General features: G+C 70.6%; 14 protein-coding genes and 1 pseudogene. 7 read left to right on the forward strand and 8 right to left on the reverse strand.

Annotated features, from left to right (window positions below):
• Nucleotides 1-25 precede the first annotated feature (25 nt).
• The gene (gene ychF / locus ABZ565_RS29430) at nucleotides 26-1,114 is read left to right on the forward strand and encodes a redox-regulated ATPase YchF (protein WP_361033363.1); all 1,089 of its coding nucleotides are present in this window, start codon (nucleotides 26-28) and stop codon (nucleotides 1,112-1,114) included.
• A 105-nt stretch (nucleotides 1,115-1,219) separates the two neighbouring features.
• Here ychF and ABZ565_RS29435 read toward each other — a convergent pair whose 3' ends face one another.
• From ABZ565_RS29435 to ABZ565_RS29455, 5 genes are all read right to left on the reverse strand, one after another.
• Nucleotides 1,220-2,188, reverse strand: coding sequence for a hypothetical protein (locus tag ABZ565_RS29435; protein WP_361033366.1), 969 nt, complete (start codon nucleotides 2,186-2,188; stop codon nucleotides 1,220-1,222).
• 236 nt (nucleotides 2,189-2,424) lie between these two features.
• Nucleotides 2,425-4,410 carry a hypothetical protein gene (locus tag ABZ565_RS29440; RefSeq protein ID WP_361033369.1) on the reverse strand — a complete coding sequence of 662 codons (1,986 nt, stop codon included), beginning with the start codon at nucleotides 4,408-4,410 and terminating at the stop codon, nucleotides 2,425-2,427.
• The gene (locus tag ABZ565_RS29445; protein WP_361033372.1) at nucleotides 4,407-5,198 is read right to left on the reverse strand and encodes a TIR domain-containing protein; all 792 of its coding nucleotides are present in this window, start codon (nucleotides 5,196-5,198) and stop codon (nucleotides 4,407-4,409) included. The genes ABZ565_RS29440 and ABZ565_RS29445 overlap by 4 nt, the downstream gene beginning before the upstream one ends.
• Nucleotides 5,199-5,374: 176 nt before the next feature.
• Nucleotides 5,375-6,595 carry a helix-turn-helix transcriptional regulator gene (locus ABZ565_RS29450; RefSeq protein WP_361033490.1) on the reverse strand — a complete coding sequence of 407 codons (1,221 nt, stop codon included), beginning with the start codon at nucleotides 6,593-6,595 and terminating at the stop codon, nucleotides 5,375-5,377.
• Between the two features lie 272 nt (nucleotides 6,596-6,867).
• Nucleotides 6,868-7,452 (reverse strand): helix-turn-helix domain-containing protein, encoded by a 585-nt coding sequence (locus ABZ565_RS29455; RefSeq protein WP_361033375.1) that lies wholly within the window; start codon nucleotides 7,450-7,452, stop codon nucleotides 6,868-6,870.
• Nucleotides 7,453-7,611: 159 nt separating this feature from the next.
• Here ABZ565_RS29455 and ABZ565_RS29460 point away from each other — a divergent pair, with 159 nt between their 5' ends.
• A complete protein-coding gene (locus ABZ565_RS29460; RefSeq protein WP_361033378.1) occupies nucleotides 7,612-8,427 on the forward strand; it encodes an SDR family oxidoreductase in 816 nt (271 codons plus the stop codon).
• Between the two features lie 55 nt (nucleotides 8,428-8,482).
• On the opposite strand, the gene ABZ565_RS29465 is transcribed toward ABZ565_RS29460, so the two are convergent.
• Nucleotides 8,483-9,196: a lytic polysaccharide monooxygenase gene (locus ABZ565_RS29465; RefSeq protein ID WP_361033381.1), complete on the reverse strand. Its 714-nt coding sequence runs from the start codon at nucleotides 9,194-9,196 to the stop codon at nucleotides 8,483-8,485.
• 517 nt (nucleotides 9,197-9,713) lie between these two features.
• On the opposite strand from ABZ565_RS29465, the gene ABZ565_RS29470 reads away from it, so the two are divergent.
• Nucleotides 9,714-10,040 carry a hypothetical protein gene (locus tag ABZ565_RS29470; protein ID WP_361033384.1) on the forward strand — a complete coding sequence of 109 codons (327 nt, stop codon included), beginning with the start codon at nucleotides 9,714-9,716 and terminating at the stop codon, nucleotides 10,038-10,040.
• A gap of 18 nt (nucleotides 10,041-10,058) precedes the next feature.
• Here ABZ565_RS29470 and ABZ565_RS29475 read toward each other — a convergent pair whose 3' ends face one another.
• Complete coding sequence (locus tag ABZ565_RS29475; RefSeq protein WP_361033387.1) at nucleotides 10,059-11,456, reverse strand: glycoside hydrolase family 18 protein; 1,398 nt, start codon at nucleotides 11,454-11,456, stop codon at nucleotides 10,059-10,061.
• 202 nt (nucleotides 11,457-11,658) lie between these two features.
• Between ABZ565_RS29475 and ABZ565_RS29480 the strand changes: the two genes are divergently transcribed.
• Nucleotides 11,659-12,411, forward strand: coding sequence for a GntR family transcriptional regulator (locus ABZ565_RS29480; protein WP_361033390.1), 753 nt, complete (start codon nucleotides 11,659-11,661; stop codon nucleotides 12,409-12,411).
• A 234-nt stretch (nucleotides 12,412-12,645) separates the two neighbouring features.
• Nucleotides 12,646-12,846 carry an SPOR domain-containing protein gene (locus ABZ565_RS29485; protein ID WP_164403001.1) on the forward strand — a complete coding sequence of 67 codons (201 nt, stop codon included), beginning with the start codon at nucleotides 12,646-12,648 and terminating at the stop codon, nucleotides 12,844-12,846.
• Nucleotides 12,847-12,862: 16 nt separating this feature from the next.
• Here the strand turns inward: ABZ565_RS29485 and ABZ565_RS29490 are convergent, their stop codons facing one another.
• The gene (locus tag ABZ565_RS29490) at nucleotides 12,863-14,248 is read right to left on the reverse strand and encodes an MATE family efflux transporter (protein WP_361033394.1); all 1,386 of its coding nucleotides are present in this window, start codon (nucleotides 14,246-14,248) and stop codon (nucleotides 12,863-12,865) included.
• Nucleotides 14,249-14,356: 108 nt separating this feature from the next.
• Between ABZ565_RS29490 and ABZ565_RS29495 the strand changes: the two are divergent.
• Nucleotides 14,357-14,878, forward strand: a pseudogene (locus tag ABZ565_RS29495) (PadR family transcriptional regulator); the annotation flags it as partial.
• Between the two features lie 12 nt (nucleotides 14,879-14,890).
• On the forward strand, nucleotides 14,891-15,286 hold the full coding sequence (locus ABZ565_RS29500; protein WP_361033493.1) for an NUDIX domain-containing protein: 396 nt from the start codon (nucleotides 14,891-14,893) through the stop codon (nucleotides 15,284-15,286).
• Nucleotides 15,287-15,396 lie beyond the last annotated feature (110 nt).

The raw sequence follows: 15,396 nt of genomic DNA on the forward strand, positions 1-15,396 counted from the left end.
TTGATCCTGAGCGGACGTTTGTGGCATGAGTACTAGTATCGGAATCGTCGGACTGCCGAATGTCGGCAAGTCGACCCTGTTCAACGCCCTGACCAAGAACGACGTGCTGGCGGCCAACTACCCGTTCGCCACGATCGAGCCGAACGTCGGCGTGGTCGGCGTCCCGGACCGCCGTCTGGACGTCCTGGCGAAGATCTTCGACTCGCAGAAGATCCTGCCGGCGACGGTGGACTTCGTGGACATCGCGGGGATCGTGCGCGGCGCGAGCGAGGGCGAGGGCCTGGGCAACAAGTTCCTCGCGAACATCCGCGAGTCGGACGCGATCTGCCAGGTCATCCGCGCGTTCAAGGACGAGAACGTCGTCCACGTCGACGGCAAGGTCTCGCCCAAGGACGACATCGAGACCATCAACACGGAGCTGATCCTCGCGGACCTCCAGTCGGTCGAGAAGGCGGTCCCGCGCCTCCAGAAGGAGTCCCGCCTCCAGAAGGAGAAGGTCGCGGTCCTGGCAGCCGTCGAGGAGGCGCAGAAGATCCTCGAAGCCGGCGACACCCTCTTCCACGCGGGCATCACGGCCTCCACGGAAAAGGGCCGCCTCCTCCACGAGCTCCACCTCCTCACCGTCAAGCCCTTCATCTACGTGTTCAACGTGGACGAGGACGAGCTGGTGGACGAGGACTTCAAGAACGAACAGCGCGCGCTGGTCGCCCCCGCCGAGGCGATCTTCCTGAACGCCAAGATCGAGTCCGAGCTGATCGAGCTGGACGACGACGAGGCCCTGGAACTCCTCCAGTCCATGGGCCAGGAAGAACCCGGCCTCGCCACCCTCGGCCGCGTCGGCTTCGACACCCTGGGCCTCCAGACGTACCTGACGGCCGGCCCCAAGGAAACCCGCGCCTGGACCATCAAGAAGGGCGCCACGGCCCCCGAGGCGGCCGGCGTCATCCACACCGACTTCCAGAAGGGCTTCATCAAGGCGGAGATCATCTCCTTCGAAGACCTGGTGGAAACCGGCTCGGTGGCCGAAGCCCGCGCAGCGGGCAAGGCCCGCATGGAGGGCAAGGACTACGTGATGCAGGACGGCGACGTGGTGGAGTTCCGCTTCAACGTGTAGGGGCCCGCTGCCTGATCGGCCTGACTGACCGTCAGGGCAGATGCCTCAGGGAGGGACCGGACCGTGAGGTCTGGCCCCTCCCTGTTTCCTCGAGCGGTTACCGGATCAGTGCCACTCCTCATCGTCCCCGTCGTTCGACTGCGGTGCTTCGGCGTGGTGAGGGGTGTGGGTGGTGTCCCAGAAGTACGGGGGTGTTGTGTCGTCGTACGTGGGTGTTCCCCACTGGCCCCGGTTGTCCGAGTCATCGAGGGCTTCGCTGGGCTCGTCCTCGTCCGTCGGCAGGAACTCCCGCCGGATCTCCTCGGCTGCTTCGTCCAGTCCTTCCGCCTCCAGGGTGACCATCACGCGGTGCGCCGTGACCGTGTATGCGTCCATGTCCGGCTTCAGGCCGACTGCCCCCAACAGCAGGCGCAGCCGTTCCGCGATGCCCACCTCCTCCTCGCGGTCGGGCATCCCGTTCTCATGGACGGAGTTTTCCCACTGCGGGCCTCCGACGGTCGCCTCGGTCCTCACGCCCATGGGTGGGACGAGCAGGTGCCGGAAGAGGTCGGGAACCTCTTCGTCCTTGGCCGCTGCCGCGACCTGGGCGAGCGGGCCGATCATGTCGACGGCCTTCTCGATCTCCTCCTCGTGCCGGGCCAGCCACCACACCACAGCGCTGCCCGTGCTCTTGAGCACGTCTTCACCCAGGTAACGCCGCTTGCTGCGTTCGTGCTGCCGTTCGTGCTCCCAGATCTCCTCGTCCTTACGCAGGTCGCTCAGCTTCCTCAGCCGGTCGCGGTCGGCGGGCGCGAGTGTCAGGGTCACATCTGCCACCATGGACTCCACCCGTCCGCTCCGGTCCGTGAACGGGATGCCGAGCTCCCCCTCCAGCAGGTAGCGCGCGAAGCTCGCTCGGGCAGGGTCCTCATGACGGACCACCGCCGAAGCCCGGTTGACGACCGCGGAAACGGCGAGAGCCGGCGAAGCGCTGCCGGACCAATCGGCATGCCCGGGTGCCGCCCGCCACCACACGGTGGCGGAGAAGAGGAAGTCGTAGCCGTCCCGCGCGCTGGGCAGGGGCGCTTCGCTCACCTGAGTCTCCTGGTACGGCTGCTCCGGGGGTTCCGACGTCCGGGGCTCCGTGGGTTCGCCGACCTGAGCCGGCTCGCGGTGACCGCTCCGCATCGCCAGTACGAGCAGGAGGGAGCCCGACACAGTGACCATGGACATGAAGCCCCAGAGCAGGGGTGACCAGTCCAGAAGGCTCCCGAGCGTGGCTGGAGCAAGGCCGCACACGGTGACGAACAGTAAGCCGGGAAAGCGATCTCTCATCGTGCCTCTTCCGTGGTCCGTGGTCCGGCACCCGCCCGCTGCGCACCCTCCGCACAGCCGTACTGCGCCTGGTCGATGTGCTTCCAGAAACGGGCTGCGACGGATGCCCGGGCGGGGTGGGGTGCGGTCCTCGCCCATGTGCATGCGATGGCGTAAAGGCGGTGCAGGGCGGGCGCGCGGCCGTGCGTCGCACCGACCATCACACGCAGTGCCATGCCTCGCGTGTGGTCCTCGGTCGCGCTGGCCAGCCAACTGCTCACCAGCGGCGCCCAGAGGGCGTCCGGCGGACGGGCGAAGACCGCTTCCCAGCCCACGAACAGATCGGGCCACGAGGGCGGGTCCCCGGCACGGTCGCTCGCCAGTAGCTCGGTGAGCAGGCGCAGGTGAGGCGCCGCCGCGCGTGGCTCCCGGTGCGTTCGGTCGCTCAAGCGGTCGATCAGCAGCCGGTAGAGCCGGCGGTCGCGGCAGGCGAGTTCGAACAGGCTGTCTCTTGCCGTGCGGGCGGCGCCACCGTCCCGTACGGCGAGGTGGTGAAGCCTGACCAGGGCTTGGTCTGGGTGCGTCGTGCTGAGGTACTGGCAGCAGGCGGTCGTCAGCACGCGTACGAGGCCGTCCGACGGAGAGCCGGACCGTGCGCAGTCATAGATACGCCTCCGAAACCACCCGCCGAACCTCTCGTGACTGAGGCCCAACTCGAAGGCCGCGACAGCACGCGGGTCACCGGCGGCTCCGGCCGCGCCGTCCGCCCACCGCACCGCGAGATCGAAGAGATGCTCGGGCCGCTCGACGGCGAGGGAACACCCGCCGAAGCGGATGACGAGGTCGATGCGGTCGTCAAGTGTCAGGTCGGGGTGCCCGGCGGAGCTGCCGATCCACTCCTTGAGGTCGTCGCGTACCCCCGGAAAGTTCGCCCAGAAGTACGTGCGTACCGCGTCGGCGTAGGCAAGCCGCTCGAAGCGAAGCCGTCCGTCGGGGCCCCGTTCGATCTTGAGCGCGTTCAGCCGCTCACCGAAATCCATACCCGCGAGCTCGGTCGCCGTTTCCTCCTCGTGGCCGACCGTCCGCAGCAGCCCGCGCCACACCTCGTACACGGTGTCGGCGCGGGCGCCCTCGAAGACCGCGGCCGCGAGCAGGAGCGCCCGCTCGGCAGTGGCGCGGGCCTCGGCGACTTGCTGGCCCACCTCGCCGGCCCGGTCGGTCACCGCATGGACCGCCTGGTCGAGCCAGCCTGAGAACTCGGTGCCGAATCGTCCGCCGTCACGGGCGGCTCTGACCAAGCGGGCGAGTCTCGCCAGTTCATGCATGGGTGAGCGGTCGCACAGCTGCTGAAGCTCTGCGTTCCGCAGATCCGAGGGGCGGAAGGCCATGCGGTCCATGCGGAAACATCGGGTGAGGACGGCGAGGCCCCTGGGGCGTCCCAGCCCGATGATGTACGGCTCCAGGTCCGGCGCGTGGGTGTGTTCCAGGCCCGACGGCAGGACCGCCACCAAGTGGGCTCCTGCCTGCTGGACCCGCGACCGGCGCACGGCCAGATCGTGCTGGGCCATGGCGTACGTCCTCTCGTCGCGGATACCCGACAGGTCGAGGAGGAACCGGTCGCCCCTGCTCGGCGTGAAGGGCCCCGCGTCCTTGTCCGCCACGGGAAGCTCGTCGAACCGGGCCCCGGTCTCTCCGGTGCCGTCATCCGGCGCGAGGCCGTGCAGCAGCATGATCGCCGCGGCACGGCGGCCGCTCCCGGGCCGGCCTGCCACCAGCACCACCGTCCCCGGCCTCTTCAGACGGTCGGCTGCGACGTGGTAACCCGTCGGCCGGACGAACCGGTCGGCCAGCCGCACCCGGTCCTCGCGGACAATGCGCAGGGTCTCGACTTCCTTGCGGATCATCCAGTCCGTGCCGTAGTAGTGGTTGTTGTACTGAGAGCCGTTGCCACTGTTGACAGGCCCGCGGGGATCGTTGACGGTGACGCGGTCCTGATCGCTCATCGCTCGTCGTCCGAACGCCGGCGCTCGCGCTCGAAGCGCTGATGGACGGTGCCGCTGTTGTCGCCCGCCGTGTACTGGACCCCGGTGTTGTCACCTTCGAAGTGGGGGGCGTTGTACTGGTTTCCCCGGCCCGTGTTCACCGGACCCTGAGGCTCGCTGATGTAGGTCCCGAGATCACCGTTGAGGTTCCCGATGCCGCTGCGGATGCGCTGCTTCACGTCGCGCGTGCGCATCCGGGTGTGCCCGCGTTCCCCGTCCGCCTGCTTGCGGGACTTCTCCTCCGCCCCCTCCTGAGCCGCGCGTGCGTCACGGTCCGCATTGCCCAGCTCCGGCAGCAGCCTGGCGAGTGCGTCGCCCAGCGCCCTGAGGTCCGACTCGGAGTTGCGGTGGTCGAACCGTTTGTACTGGCAGTCCGCCAGCTCCCGCATGTCCTCCGGGAGGACGGCGGGGTCGATGCGCGTAGCCCTTCCGACGAGCACGGGGATGACGAGGGCCCCGTGGCTGAGGGCCGTTTCGATCTCCCGGCGGGTCCAGTCCCGCTCGGATTCGAGGGCGGGACGGCCGTCGCTCCCGTGCACATCGGCCCAGCGGGGACCGATGACGGCGAGGAGTGCCTGGCATTCTTCCACCGCGTCAACCAGCTCCGCCGGGAAGCGCCGGCCCGGCTCGATGGAAGCGCTGGCGAAGAAGATCCGTTCGCGGCCGAACCGCCGGGCGAGCTCACGGTCGATCATGGCCGCCGCTGTTTCCTCGTCACCGGTGCGGTAGTTGACGAAAACGTCAGGCATGGGAGTTCCCTTCGTGAGGAGCTGAGCTGGGAGGGTGTGATGGGGCGCCTGCCTGCGCCCACGACGACTCGGCGTGTCCGCGTGGGGCGCGAGGGCAGGCGGGAGCCCGGGTCGGCTCTCGCGGGCAGCTCGCACGAGGCGGAGTGCCCGGCTGCCGGGTGGGGGAGTTGAGGGGGTCAGGCGTGGGCAGGCGCTAGGACCCGTGCCAGTGCCGGCTGTAGGTTGCGCACGGCCCGATTGCTGCGGAAGCGCGAGAGCTCCCGTGCCAGGCGGCGGACGTCGGTGTTCACCGTTGCCGAGGGAACGGCAGGCATCACGCCCAGCAGCTCACCGGCGATCGCGCACGCATGCTCGACCTCTCCGGCAGCAGCATGGGCCAGGGACCTCCGGAAGCCGTACCGGGCTCGGGTGCGCAGTGCGTGCGCCGGAAGTCGGCGGCATTCCCGGTCGAGGATCTCGGCGGCTGCCGCGGGGCGGCCCAGGTCGTACATGCACCAGCCGGTCGTCATCGCGGCCGGATCGCTCACATGCGTGGTTCCGAGCGCCGGGCCGGCACCGCTGTCGGCCTCGTCGCTCTGCAGAAGGGCGCGTGCGTTGTCGAGCCCGCGGAGGCAGTCCCGTTCCGCGCCCAGGAGCGCATGTCCCTGCGCCTCCCGCTGAGCCGCCAGCCCTCGGATGCGAGATGGCAGATGGCGCCCCTGGGCCCGCCGGGCCAAGGCGATGGTGCTCGCCGCGTCCCCGTCGTAGAAGGTGACGAGTGCGCGACGCACGAGAGCGTATGAACCGAGGTGGGGGTCGCCCCCGGCGTCGGCCAGTTCCGCCGCCTCGGCGGTCCAGTCGAGCGCCGCCGGCGTGTTCCCGGCCTCCTGAGCCATCCAGCCGGTGAATTCCGCGAACCGCGACGCGAGCAGGAGGGCGGGGGCGCGCGTGGCGGGCGATGCCCCGGCGGCGAGCCCTGCGACGAGGCGTGTTTGGCTCTCCAGCAGGGGAAGCAGCACCTTCGGCGACGTGGACTGGCCCAGTGTGCGCAACTGTTGGAACTGCGCTTGGAAGGAGAGAAACAGAGGATCGGCGGCGCTGGGGGCTGTCCGGCCACCCAGCTTCAGTCCGAGATCGAGTATCGCCCCTGTCCCAGACGCGAGCACCGTGCGGCGTCCGGGGTGCGAGAGGCCCTGAGCCGAGGCGTCCGCGCTCTCGGTGACCAGACGCTGAAGCCGGCCGTTCGCGCCGAGGAAGGCGTCGCACCGTCGGGCCAGTTCGGATGAGGCGGAACGCTCACCGCGCTCCACCTTGCTGAGGTATCCCTTGTCGTAGTTGAGCGCTGCGGACAAGCCGCGCAGGGACAAATTCGCTTCCACGCGTAATCGGCGTAGCTCCGGGCCGAAGTGTGACGGCATGTTCGTCATCGGACTCCCCCTCGAAGAGTGACCGTGAGAGCCGCGCGCCCTCACGGGGGACTTTCGGTCGACGTTCCCAGGCGGATGTGGCGAGCAGGCGTGAACACCCTTTGTGAGTGCGCCACTTCGCTCCGCATCCACGAGTGAGTCTGGCACGAAGGTGTGCCTCGGGGATCAAGATTTGGCAGGGTTGCCCGTTGCCTGTTCAGGCAACGGGCGGGGAACGGCTTCGTCGGCTGCGCCGTCACGGGGTGGGCCCTGTCAGCCCTCCGTCAGCCCCGTCCCCCCGCCCCGTGCAGGAACGTCTCCACCACCCGTGCCGCCAGGGCGTCCGGGTCCGTCAGCGGGTCGGACGGGTTGCCGTGGAGGGTCTCGCCGAGCAGGGCGTAGTAGACGCGTTGGAGCCAGGGGAGGTCGGACGAGGGGGCGATGAGGTGGGCTTCGCGGGCCCGGGCCAGGACCGTGAGGCAGTGTTCGGCCATCGTTTCGTGAAGCGCGGCCGCCTCCGTGCCGGGGGTGGCCGGGAGGCTCAGGGCGAACGTCCAGGCGCCCTTGACCTCCAGGACGTTCGCGGTGATGCGGTGCAGGGCCACCAGGGGCGGGGCGGTGGTGGGGCGTCCGTCCTCCACGGCCTGGGCGAGCTGGCGGGCCGCCGACAGGGCCAGGGCGTCGGTCAGCGCCTGGCGGTGTGCGAAGCGGCGGTGGATCGTCGTGCGGGACACGCCCGCCTCGGCCGCGATCTGTTCCATCGAGGCGCCGGGGTCCTTCGAGAGCAGGCGTTCCGCCGCCTCCAGGATCAGGCGCACGCTGCGCTCCGCGTCCGCCCGCAGCGGCCTTGCCGTTGTCTCGCCGCCCATGGCGTTCTCCTCGTCTTCTTGTTGCCCCAGCTCCTGAAACGTAACACCCGTGCGCCATCTCTGGGATATCTGGAACAGTGGTGTTGCAGTTAACGGGAAATTGGGTACTGTGGTGTTTCAGATGCTCAGTTCATCGACGCCTCGCCAAGGAGACCTCCCATGCCCGCAATCGCCCTCGTCACCGGTGCCTCCTCCGGGCTCGGCGCGGAGTTCGCCGCCCAGCTCGCCTCCCGTGGGCACGACCTCGTCCTGGTCGCACGCTCGGAGGACCGGCTCACCGCCCTCGCCGCGCGGCTGGAGGCGGAACACGGCATACGCGCCCACGTCCTCGTCCAGGACCTCGCCGAGCCCGGTGCCGCCCGTGCCGTCGCCGGCCGGCTCGACGCGCTCGGCCTGCGGATCGGGATGCTGGTCAACAACGCCGGGTTCGGGACCTGCGGCCGCTTCGAGGACATCGACGCCGAGCGCGACCACGACCAGCTGATGGTCAATGTCGTCGCGCTCGTCGGCCTCACGCACGCCCTGCTCCCCGGCATGCTGGAACGCGGCACCGGCGCCGTCGTCAACGTCGCCTCCACCGCGGCCTTCCAGCCCGCCCCGTACTTCGCGGTCTACAGCTCGGCCAAGGCGTTCGTGCTGAACTTCGGGCTGTCCCTGCGCCAGGAGTGCCGAGGGCGCGGCGTGCGCGTGCTCACTCTGTGCCCCGGGCCCGTCGACACGCCGTTCTTCGAGGCCATCGGGACGCGTGAGGCGGCTGTCAACGGGGCGATGAGCACGCCGGAGCCGGTCGTGCGCGCCGCGCTGGCCGCCCTCGACCGCGACCGCGCCTATGTCACCCCGGGGTTCGGCAACTCGCTGTCCGCGCACCTGCTGCCGCGCCGGCCGCGCGCCCTGGTCGCCGCGATCGCCGAGCGCGTCACGCGTAAGGTCCTCGCCTCCGGGGGCAGCGCGCGGACCGCGTCGTACGCGGCGTGAGTCCGGCCCCGCACGTACCTCTCCGCGGGGCCGGAGCCCCGCGGAGAGACGCGCGTCAGCAGGCGCCCAGGTCCTCCCAGACGCCCCACTCGCCGGTCGTGCCGGGCTGGTCGCCCTGCACCCACCACTTGGCGCGCCAGGTGTGCCCGTTGTACGAGACCGTCTCGCCGCCGTTGTACACGCGGCCGGCCTCCCAGGCGGAGGCGGCGCAGTCGCCCGGGTCGCCGCCGTCACCGCCGCCGGGGGTGCCGCCCCCGCCGATCTGGACGTCGATGCAGGCGTAGAACGCGTTGGCCGTGTCCGAGATGTTCCAGACGGCGAGCACCTTCTGGCGGCCGGAGTAGCTGCCGAAGTTCACGTGGTGGGTCTTGGTGGCGCCGGGCTGGGCGCCGTTGTCGTTGAACTCCGCGATCTTCGAGCCGCCGATGTAGTACTGCCAGGTGCTCGTGGCGTGGCGGGCCGTCAGCGTCCAGGAGAAGTCCGCGGAGCTGCCGACCGGGGTGGCCTTCCAGCCCTTGCTGTCGTTGTCCAGCTCGGCGAACTGCGCGTTGCCTCCGCTGCAGCTTTTCAGGCCCTTGGGGCCCTCGACGCTCTGCGGCTCGTACTTGATCTGGCCGCAGTCGACCACGCCCGACGCGCACTGCGCCTGGCGGCTCGGCGGCGAGGAGACGTAACCGTGCGCACTGGCCGTGGTGGCCGGCAGGACCACCGCGAGCAGGGGGGCGACTCCCGCACCGAGCACGAGGGCCAGTTTTCGCTTCGCGTTCATGCCAACTCCTTCGCTGGGGACTGCCGCGGGGTGACGGCAGCGGTCGGACATGCCCGCACCGGGCAGCGGCCTTGTCAGGGGGGTGCCGGCGCGGTGGGGGCAGGGGTACGGCCGGTGGCGAGGGGGTGCCGCCCGCAGTCCCCTCGCATGCCGCCGGCCGCCCAGGGCGACCACGGCTCACCTTAGGTCTAGACCATACTCATGGGTGTGTGGTCGTCAATAGGGCTTGCGCGGGCGCATTTTGACGGACCATCAGGTCGGGGGGCGGGCCCTCGCGACCCGCGCGGTCTCCGTCCGGGACTTCGCGCCCACCTCGCGCAAGGGCCTCGGTCGATTGGACTGGACCAAATCTGGGCAGCGCTCTTGTCAGTGTGGCCGAATGTGGGCAGGATCCTTCACACGATCTCCTGATGTGTCAGGAAATCTGCGCTTACGGCCAGTTGGGCGCATCGCGGCGAGTTCCACACCACCGGGCCCACCCACTCACTGGACCCACCCACTGAACCCAAGGAGTCTCATGTTCGGGAAGCGCAGTGTGATAGGTACCGCGGCCCTTGCCATGACCGCGGTCGGCGCGATGCTGACCGCCGCCCCCTCCGCCCAGGCGGCGCCCACCAACTGCACGGTCTCCTACGGGGGCGGCGCCGGCAGCACGATCTCCAGCCTGTGCACGGGCGGCACCGGCCATCACCGCGTCCACGCGGTGCTCAACGCCCTGGACCCGCGCCTTCCGCAGCGGATCGTCCTCGGCGACTGGGCGCCGGTCGGTCAGGCGTCCGTCGCCACCAACCCCTGGGGCTCCGGCTACATCCAGTCCGTCTGGACGGAGACCGTCGACTGGTGACCGCCCCCCGGGGTGTTCCTACCGGCGGGAGAGCCCGCGGTCGACGGCCGTGATCAGCTCGCCGTCCTCCGTGTCGCCGTCCAGCGACCAGAACATCGCGCCGCCGAGCCGGTGGTCACGGATGTACGCGGCCTTGGTGCGCAGCACCTGGGGGTCGTCGTACGTCCACAGCGTGGTGCCGTCGAACAGCCAGGCGCTGCCGTCGCGCACATTGCGGTGCACCTTGTACGTACCGGATTCGGCCAGTTTCCTGAGGGCCTTGTAGTCCTCGTAACCGGCCGCCCAGGTCGCCGGGGCGGGGCCTGCCGCGGGTTGGCCGAGGCCGTCGCCGCCGCCGGTCACGCCCGTCCAGCCCTGGCCGTAGAAGGGCATGCCCATCACCAGCTTGCGCGCCGGGGCACCCCGCTTCAGCCAGTCCCGCACGGTCCGGTCGACGCTGTAGTCGCCCTTCGCGTACAGCGCGGACTGCTGGGCGGTCCTCGCCTCGCCGGAGACGTGGAAGTCGTAGCCCTGGAGGTTCACGAAGTCGAAGTCCCGCATGATGCGCGGTACGTCGAAGCCCGCGTCGATCTTCTCGGGGGACGCCGGGACGAACGCCGAGAGCTCGTAGTGCTTGGGTTTCGCGCCGTGGTGCCGGCCCTTCCGGTCCTTGGCGGCCTGCTTCGCGTAGGCGTCGAGCTGGGTGCGGAACTCGTGGACCAGCGCGGTGAAGTTCCGCTTGTCCTCCGGGCGGTACACCGTGTCGGTGTCACCGGCCGATCCCGGCCATTCCCAGTCGATGTCGATGCCGTCGAAGAGCCCGGCCGCCGCACCCTCGCCGCCGCGCGTCCCGTCCACCGGCAGGTTGCCCTTGATGTACAGGTCGAGGCAGGAGGCGACGAGCGCCTTGCGCGACGCGGCGGTGCGGGCCGCGTCGGAGAAGTGCGTGGACCAGCTCCAGCCGCCGAGCGAGATCATCACCTTGAGGCCGGGGTGCTTCGCCTTGAGCTCCCGCAGCTGGTTGAAGTTGCCCGCCAGCTTCTGGTCGTCGGTGTCGGCGACCCCGTCCACGGAGCCGGCCGCGTCGAGCGGACGGACGTAGTCCGCCCAGGCGTCGGCCTCGCCGGGCACATTGCCCGTGAAGCACTTGCCGTCCGCGCTCACGTTGCCGAACGAGTAGTTGATGTGGGTGAGTTTGGCCGCCGTGCCGCTCGTCTCCAGGTCCTTGACCTGGAAGTCGCGGCCGTAGACGCCCCATTGGGTGAAGTAGCCGACGCGCTTGTAGTCGGGCGCGGAGCCGTGGTGGCCGCTGCCGCCGCCGTGGTGTCCGTGGCTCCCGCGGTGCCCGGACGAGGCGTTGGCGGCGGGGGAGAAGGAGGCCGCGAGCGTGAGGGCGCAGGCGGCGATGGCGAGTGAAGACAGGGTTCTTCGACGCATGAGGCCAGAAGTTATTGGTCTGGACCAAACGGGGTCAAGGGTTTGGCAAAGGCGGTTTAAAGGGGTTCTGGCCTATGCGCCGCCGACTATGCGCAGGCCCGCCCAATGTCATCACTTCGAGTGAAACTGTGGCCTGCGCTTGCGATCCGGAACCCACGGTTGCGACGCTGTCGCAGTCCGTCAACCTCTTGGGGAGTGGCCTGTGGCTTTCGGTGAGCAGCCCGCCTATCTGCGCGTGGCGAGCGATCTGAGAGAGAAGATCGTCAACGGTTCGCTGCCGCCGCATACGCGTCTGCCGTCCCAGGCGCGCATCCGCGAGGAGTACGGGGTCTCGGACACCGTCGCGCTGGAGGCGCGCAAGGTCCTGATGGCGGAGGGCCTGGTCGAGGGCCGCTCCGGATCGGGCACGTACGTGCGCGAGCGGCCGGTGCCCCGCATGGTCGAGCGCTCCGGCTTCCGGCCCGAGGCGGGCGCGGGTCCGTTCCGCCAGGAGCAGGCGGCGGACGGGGTGCGCGGGACATGGGAGTCGCGCAGCGAGCAGGAGGGCGCGAGCGCCGAGATCGCCGCCCGGCTCGGGATCGAACCGGGCGACCGCGTCATGCGCACGCATTACGTGTTCCGGGAGGCGGGTGAGCCGGTGATGCTCTCCACTTCCTGGGAGCCCCTGGCGATCACGGGGCGCACGCCGGTGATGCTGCCGGAGGAGGGCCCGCTGGGCGGCTGCGGGGTGGTCGAGCGGATGGCCGCCATCGACGTGGTCGTGGACAACGTGGCCGAGCAGGTGGGCGCGCGCCCGGGGCTTGCGGAGGAGCTCCTGGCGCTGGGCGGGGTCCCGGGCCATGTGGTGATGGTGGTCGAGCGGACCTTCTATGCCTCGGGGCGGCCCGTCGAAACCGCCGACGTGGTGGTGCCGGCCGACCGCTACCGGGTGGGCTACCGGCTCCCCGTGAGGTGACCGGGGGCGGCCCCCGGACCCTTCCCTGTTGTCATGTCCCGCCCTCTGTGACGCCCCGGGGGCGCATTCGCGAGAATGCGCCCCCGGGGCGTTGGTCCGTTCCTGGCCGGATCAGTACCTCTTTGTGCAAAGACGTATCCGTTGAGTGAAGGTCAGGCGTAGGCTCAGGCATATGCGTACCGGGGTTTCCTGGAGTTCCTTAGAAGCCTGCACATCGTTCAGGGGAGGGGCGCGATGCTCGGGAGAAACACGATGAGTGACAGCGGTGCCGTGCTTCCCTGGCTGGTGATACGGCAGGACGACAACGGCAACCGCTACCGCGTGGGCAGGTACGCCACGCAGGGGGAGGCCCAGCGGGCGGCCGACAAGTTGCAGGACCGGGGGCACAAGCAGCTGTACTGGGTGGAGCGGGTCGGGCAGGCCGCCCAGTCGTAGGGGTGCGGCACACGGGCTAATGCGCCGGTGTGCTCCCGGAGTTGCTCCGGGGTGAGGGGGCGTCGGGCATCGGGGCGGGCGTTCGGGGCTGTCCCTGATGCGCCGTGCGCCGGTACATGACGGCGACCGCGGCGCACTGCGACGCCATCGAGAGGCCCATGGCCAGGCAGATGCCCGGCAGCCCCCACCCCGACATGCCGTGGGCGAGCGCGAGTTGGACGGCGACCCCGCAGGCGGTGACGCGGGCGAGGGCCGGACTCGCGCCGCTGCCCTCGAAGACGCCGCCGAGCGCGATGAAGCAGGCCAGCAGCAGCAGGTACGGTCCCGCGCAGCGCAGATAGAGCGCTCCGGCCCCGGCCACCGCCCCCTCGCCGCCGAAGGCCCGCATGATCCAGGGGGCGGCCGCGAGGAGCGCCGACGCGGCGGCGAGGCCCAGCGCCGCGGCCACCAGCAGTGCCTGCCGCCCGATGGCCCGCCGCGCATCGCGTCCGGCGCCCAGCAGATGGGCGGTGCGGATGGCGGCGGCCTGGCGCACCGCGTAGAAGGCCATCGTCGCGACGTACATCGCCTTCGTCGCGATCCCGTACGCGGCGACCTCGTCCACCCCGATCCGGGCGACGACGGCGACGAGCGCGAGCGCCCCCGCCATCCGCGCGGTGAACTCCGCGGACATGGGCAGGCCCGTGGCGGCGGTCCCACGCGCGTCGGCGACCAGGCCCCCGCGCACGCGGCCCGCACCGGCCGGGGCGGCCCGGCGCAGCACGCCGTTGCGGCGCAGCGCCACGAGACCGCAGACGAGCGCGGCGGTCCGGCCCAGGACCGTGGCGACCGCCGCGCCGCGCACCCCGAGCCCGAACCCCAGGATGAACAACGGGTCCAGGCCGAGGATCAGGCCGTTGGCGAGGATCGCGAGCCGCATCGGTGTACGGGTGTCGCCCGCGCCCTTCAGGATGCCGTCGACCACATTCGTCGCGAAGAACACCGCGATGCCCGGCAGCGCGATCGCGAAGTAGCCGGCGGCCAGGGCCGGTGCGTCGCCGTCGCCGGTTCCGAGGACGAGCCGGGCCAGCGGTACGCGGCAGAGGTAACCGCCCACCGCGACCACCGGCGTGACCAGGGCCCACAGCGCCCAGCCGCCGCGCACCGCCGAGCGCAGCGCCGCCGGATCGCCCGCGCCCCTGGCCCGCGCGACGAGCACGATCGTACCCGAGCCGGCGACCAGGATGACGCCGAGCAGCAGGTTCTCGACGTTGGTGGCGGAGGCCACCGCGGCGACCGCCGCCCCGCCCAGCCGGGCCACCCAGACCATGTTGATGATCCCGGCCGCGACCCCCGCCAGGAGCTCGACGTAGACCGGACCCGCGAGTGCCACCAGTGCGCGCCGGTGCTCAGCCGCTTCCATGACCGCCCCCTCTTTCCGCTGTACCTCGAATCGAGGTACAGCGGAAAGAGATAGCATGAGGGCGCCCGACGGGCAAGCGGATGACGGACGCGGTAAGGAGCTGGGCGCGTGCTGGAGCTGTCGATTCTGGGATTCCTCTCCGAGGAACCCCTGCACGGATACGAGCTGAAGGCCCGCATCCAGGCCCTCAGCGGCCACATCCGCACGGTCAGCGACGGCGCGCTCTATCCGGCCATTTCCCGGCTGGTGAAGGCGGGCCTGGTCGACCAGCACACCGAACCCGGAACGGGGTCGGCGCCCCGCCGGGTGCTCTCCCTCACCGAGGCCGGGCGCGAGGAGCTGTACGCCCGGCTCGGGCACCCCAAGGAGGGCGAAATCACCGACGCGCAGCGCTTCTTCACGCTGCTCGCGTTCCTGCACCACCTCCCGGACCGCGCGGGGCAGGCGGCGGTCCTGCGCCGGCGGCAGGCGTTCCTCGACGCCCCGACGAGCTTCTTCTACCGGGACGGCGAGCCGGTGCGGGCCGAGGAGGCGCCCACGCTCTTCCGGCAGGGCATGCTGCGCATCGCCCGCGCCACGGGCACCGAGGAGAAGACGTGGCTGGCCGAGGCGATCGGCGAACTGGAGGGCGGGGATGCGCCGGTGCTGATCGACACGGTGGCGTGGGTGCGGATCGAGGGGGGCCGCATCCTGTGCGCGCGCCCGCGCGGGAAGGACGTCTTCTACATCCCGGGCGGCAAGCGGGAGGGCGCCGAGAGCGACCTCGACACGCTCGTGCGCGAGATCGAGGAGGAGCTGACGGTCCGCATCGACGCGGAGACCGTCGCGCATGTCGGGACGTACGAGGCCGGCGGCCCCGGCCTCCCGGACGGCGCGGTGGTCCGGATGGCCTGCTACACCGCCGGGTTCAGCGGTGAGCTGAGCCCCAGCAGCGAGATCGAGGACGTGGCGTGGTTCTCGTACGCCGACCGCGACCGGGTGCCGCCCGTCGACCAGCTGCTCTTCGACGACCTCAGGGCGTCGGGCGAGCTGGACTGAGCCTCGCGGGAGGTCGTGGTTCTCGTACGCCGACCGCGACCGGGTGCCGCCCGTCGACCAGCTGCTCTTCGACGACCTCAGGGCGTCGGGCGAGCTGGACTGAGCCTCGC

The sequence above is a fragment of the Streptomyces sp. NPDC016469 genome (assembly GCF_040632905.1).
Lineage (GTDB): Bacteria > Actinomycetota > Actinomycetes > Streptomycetales > Streptomycetaceae > Streptomyces.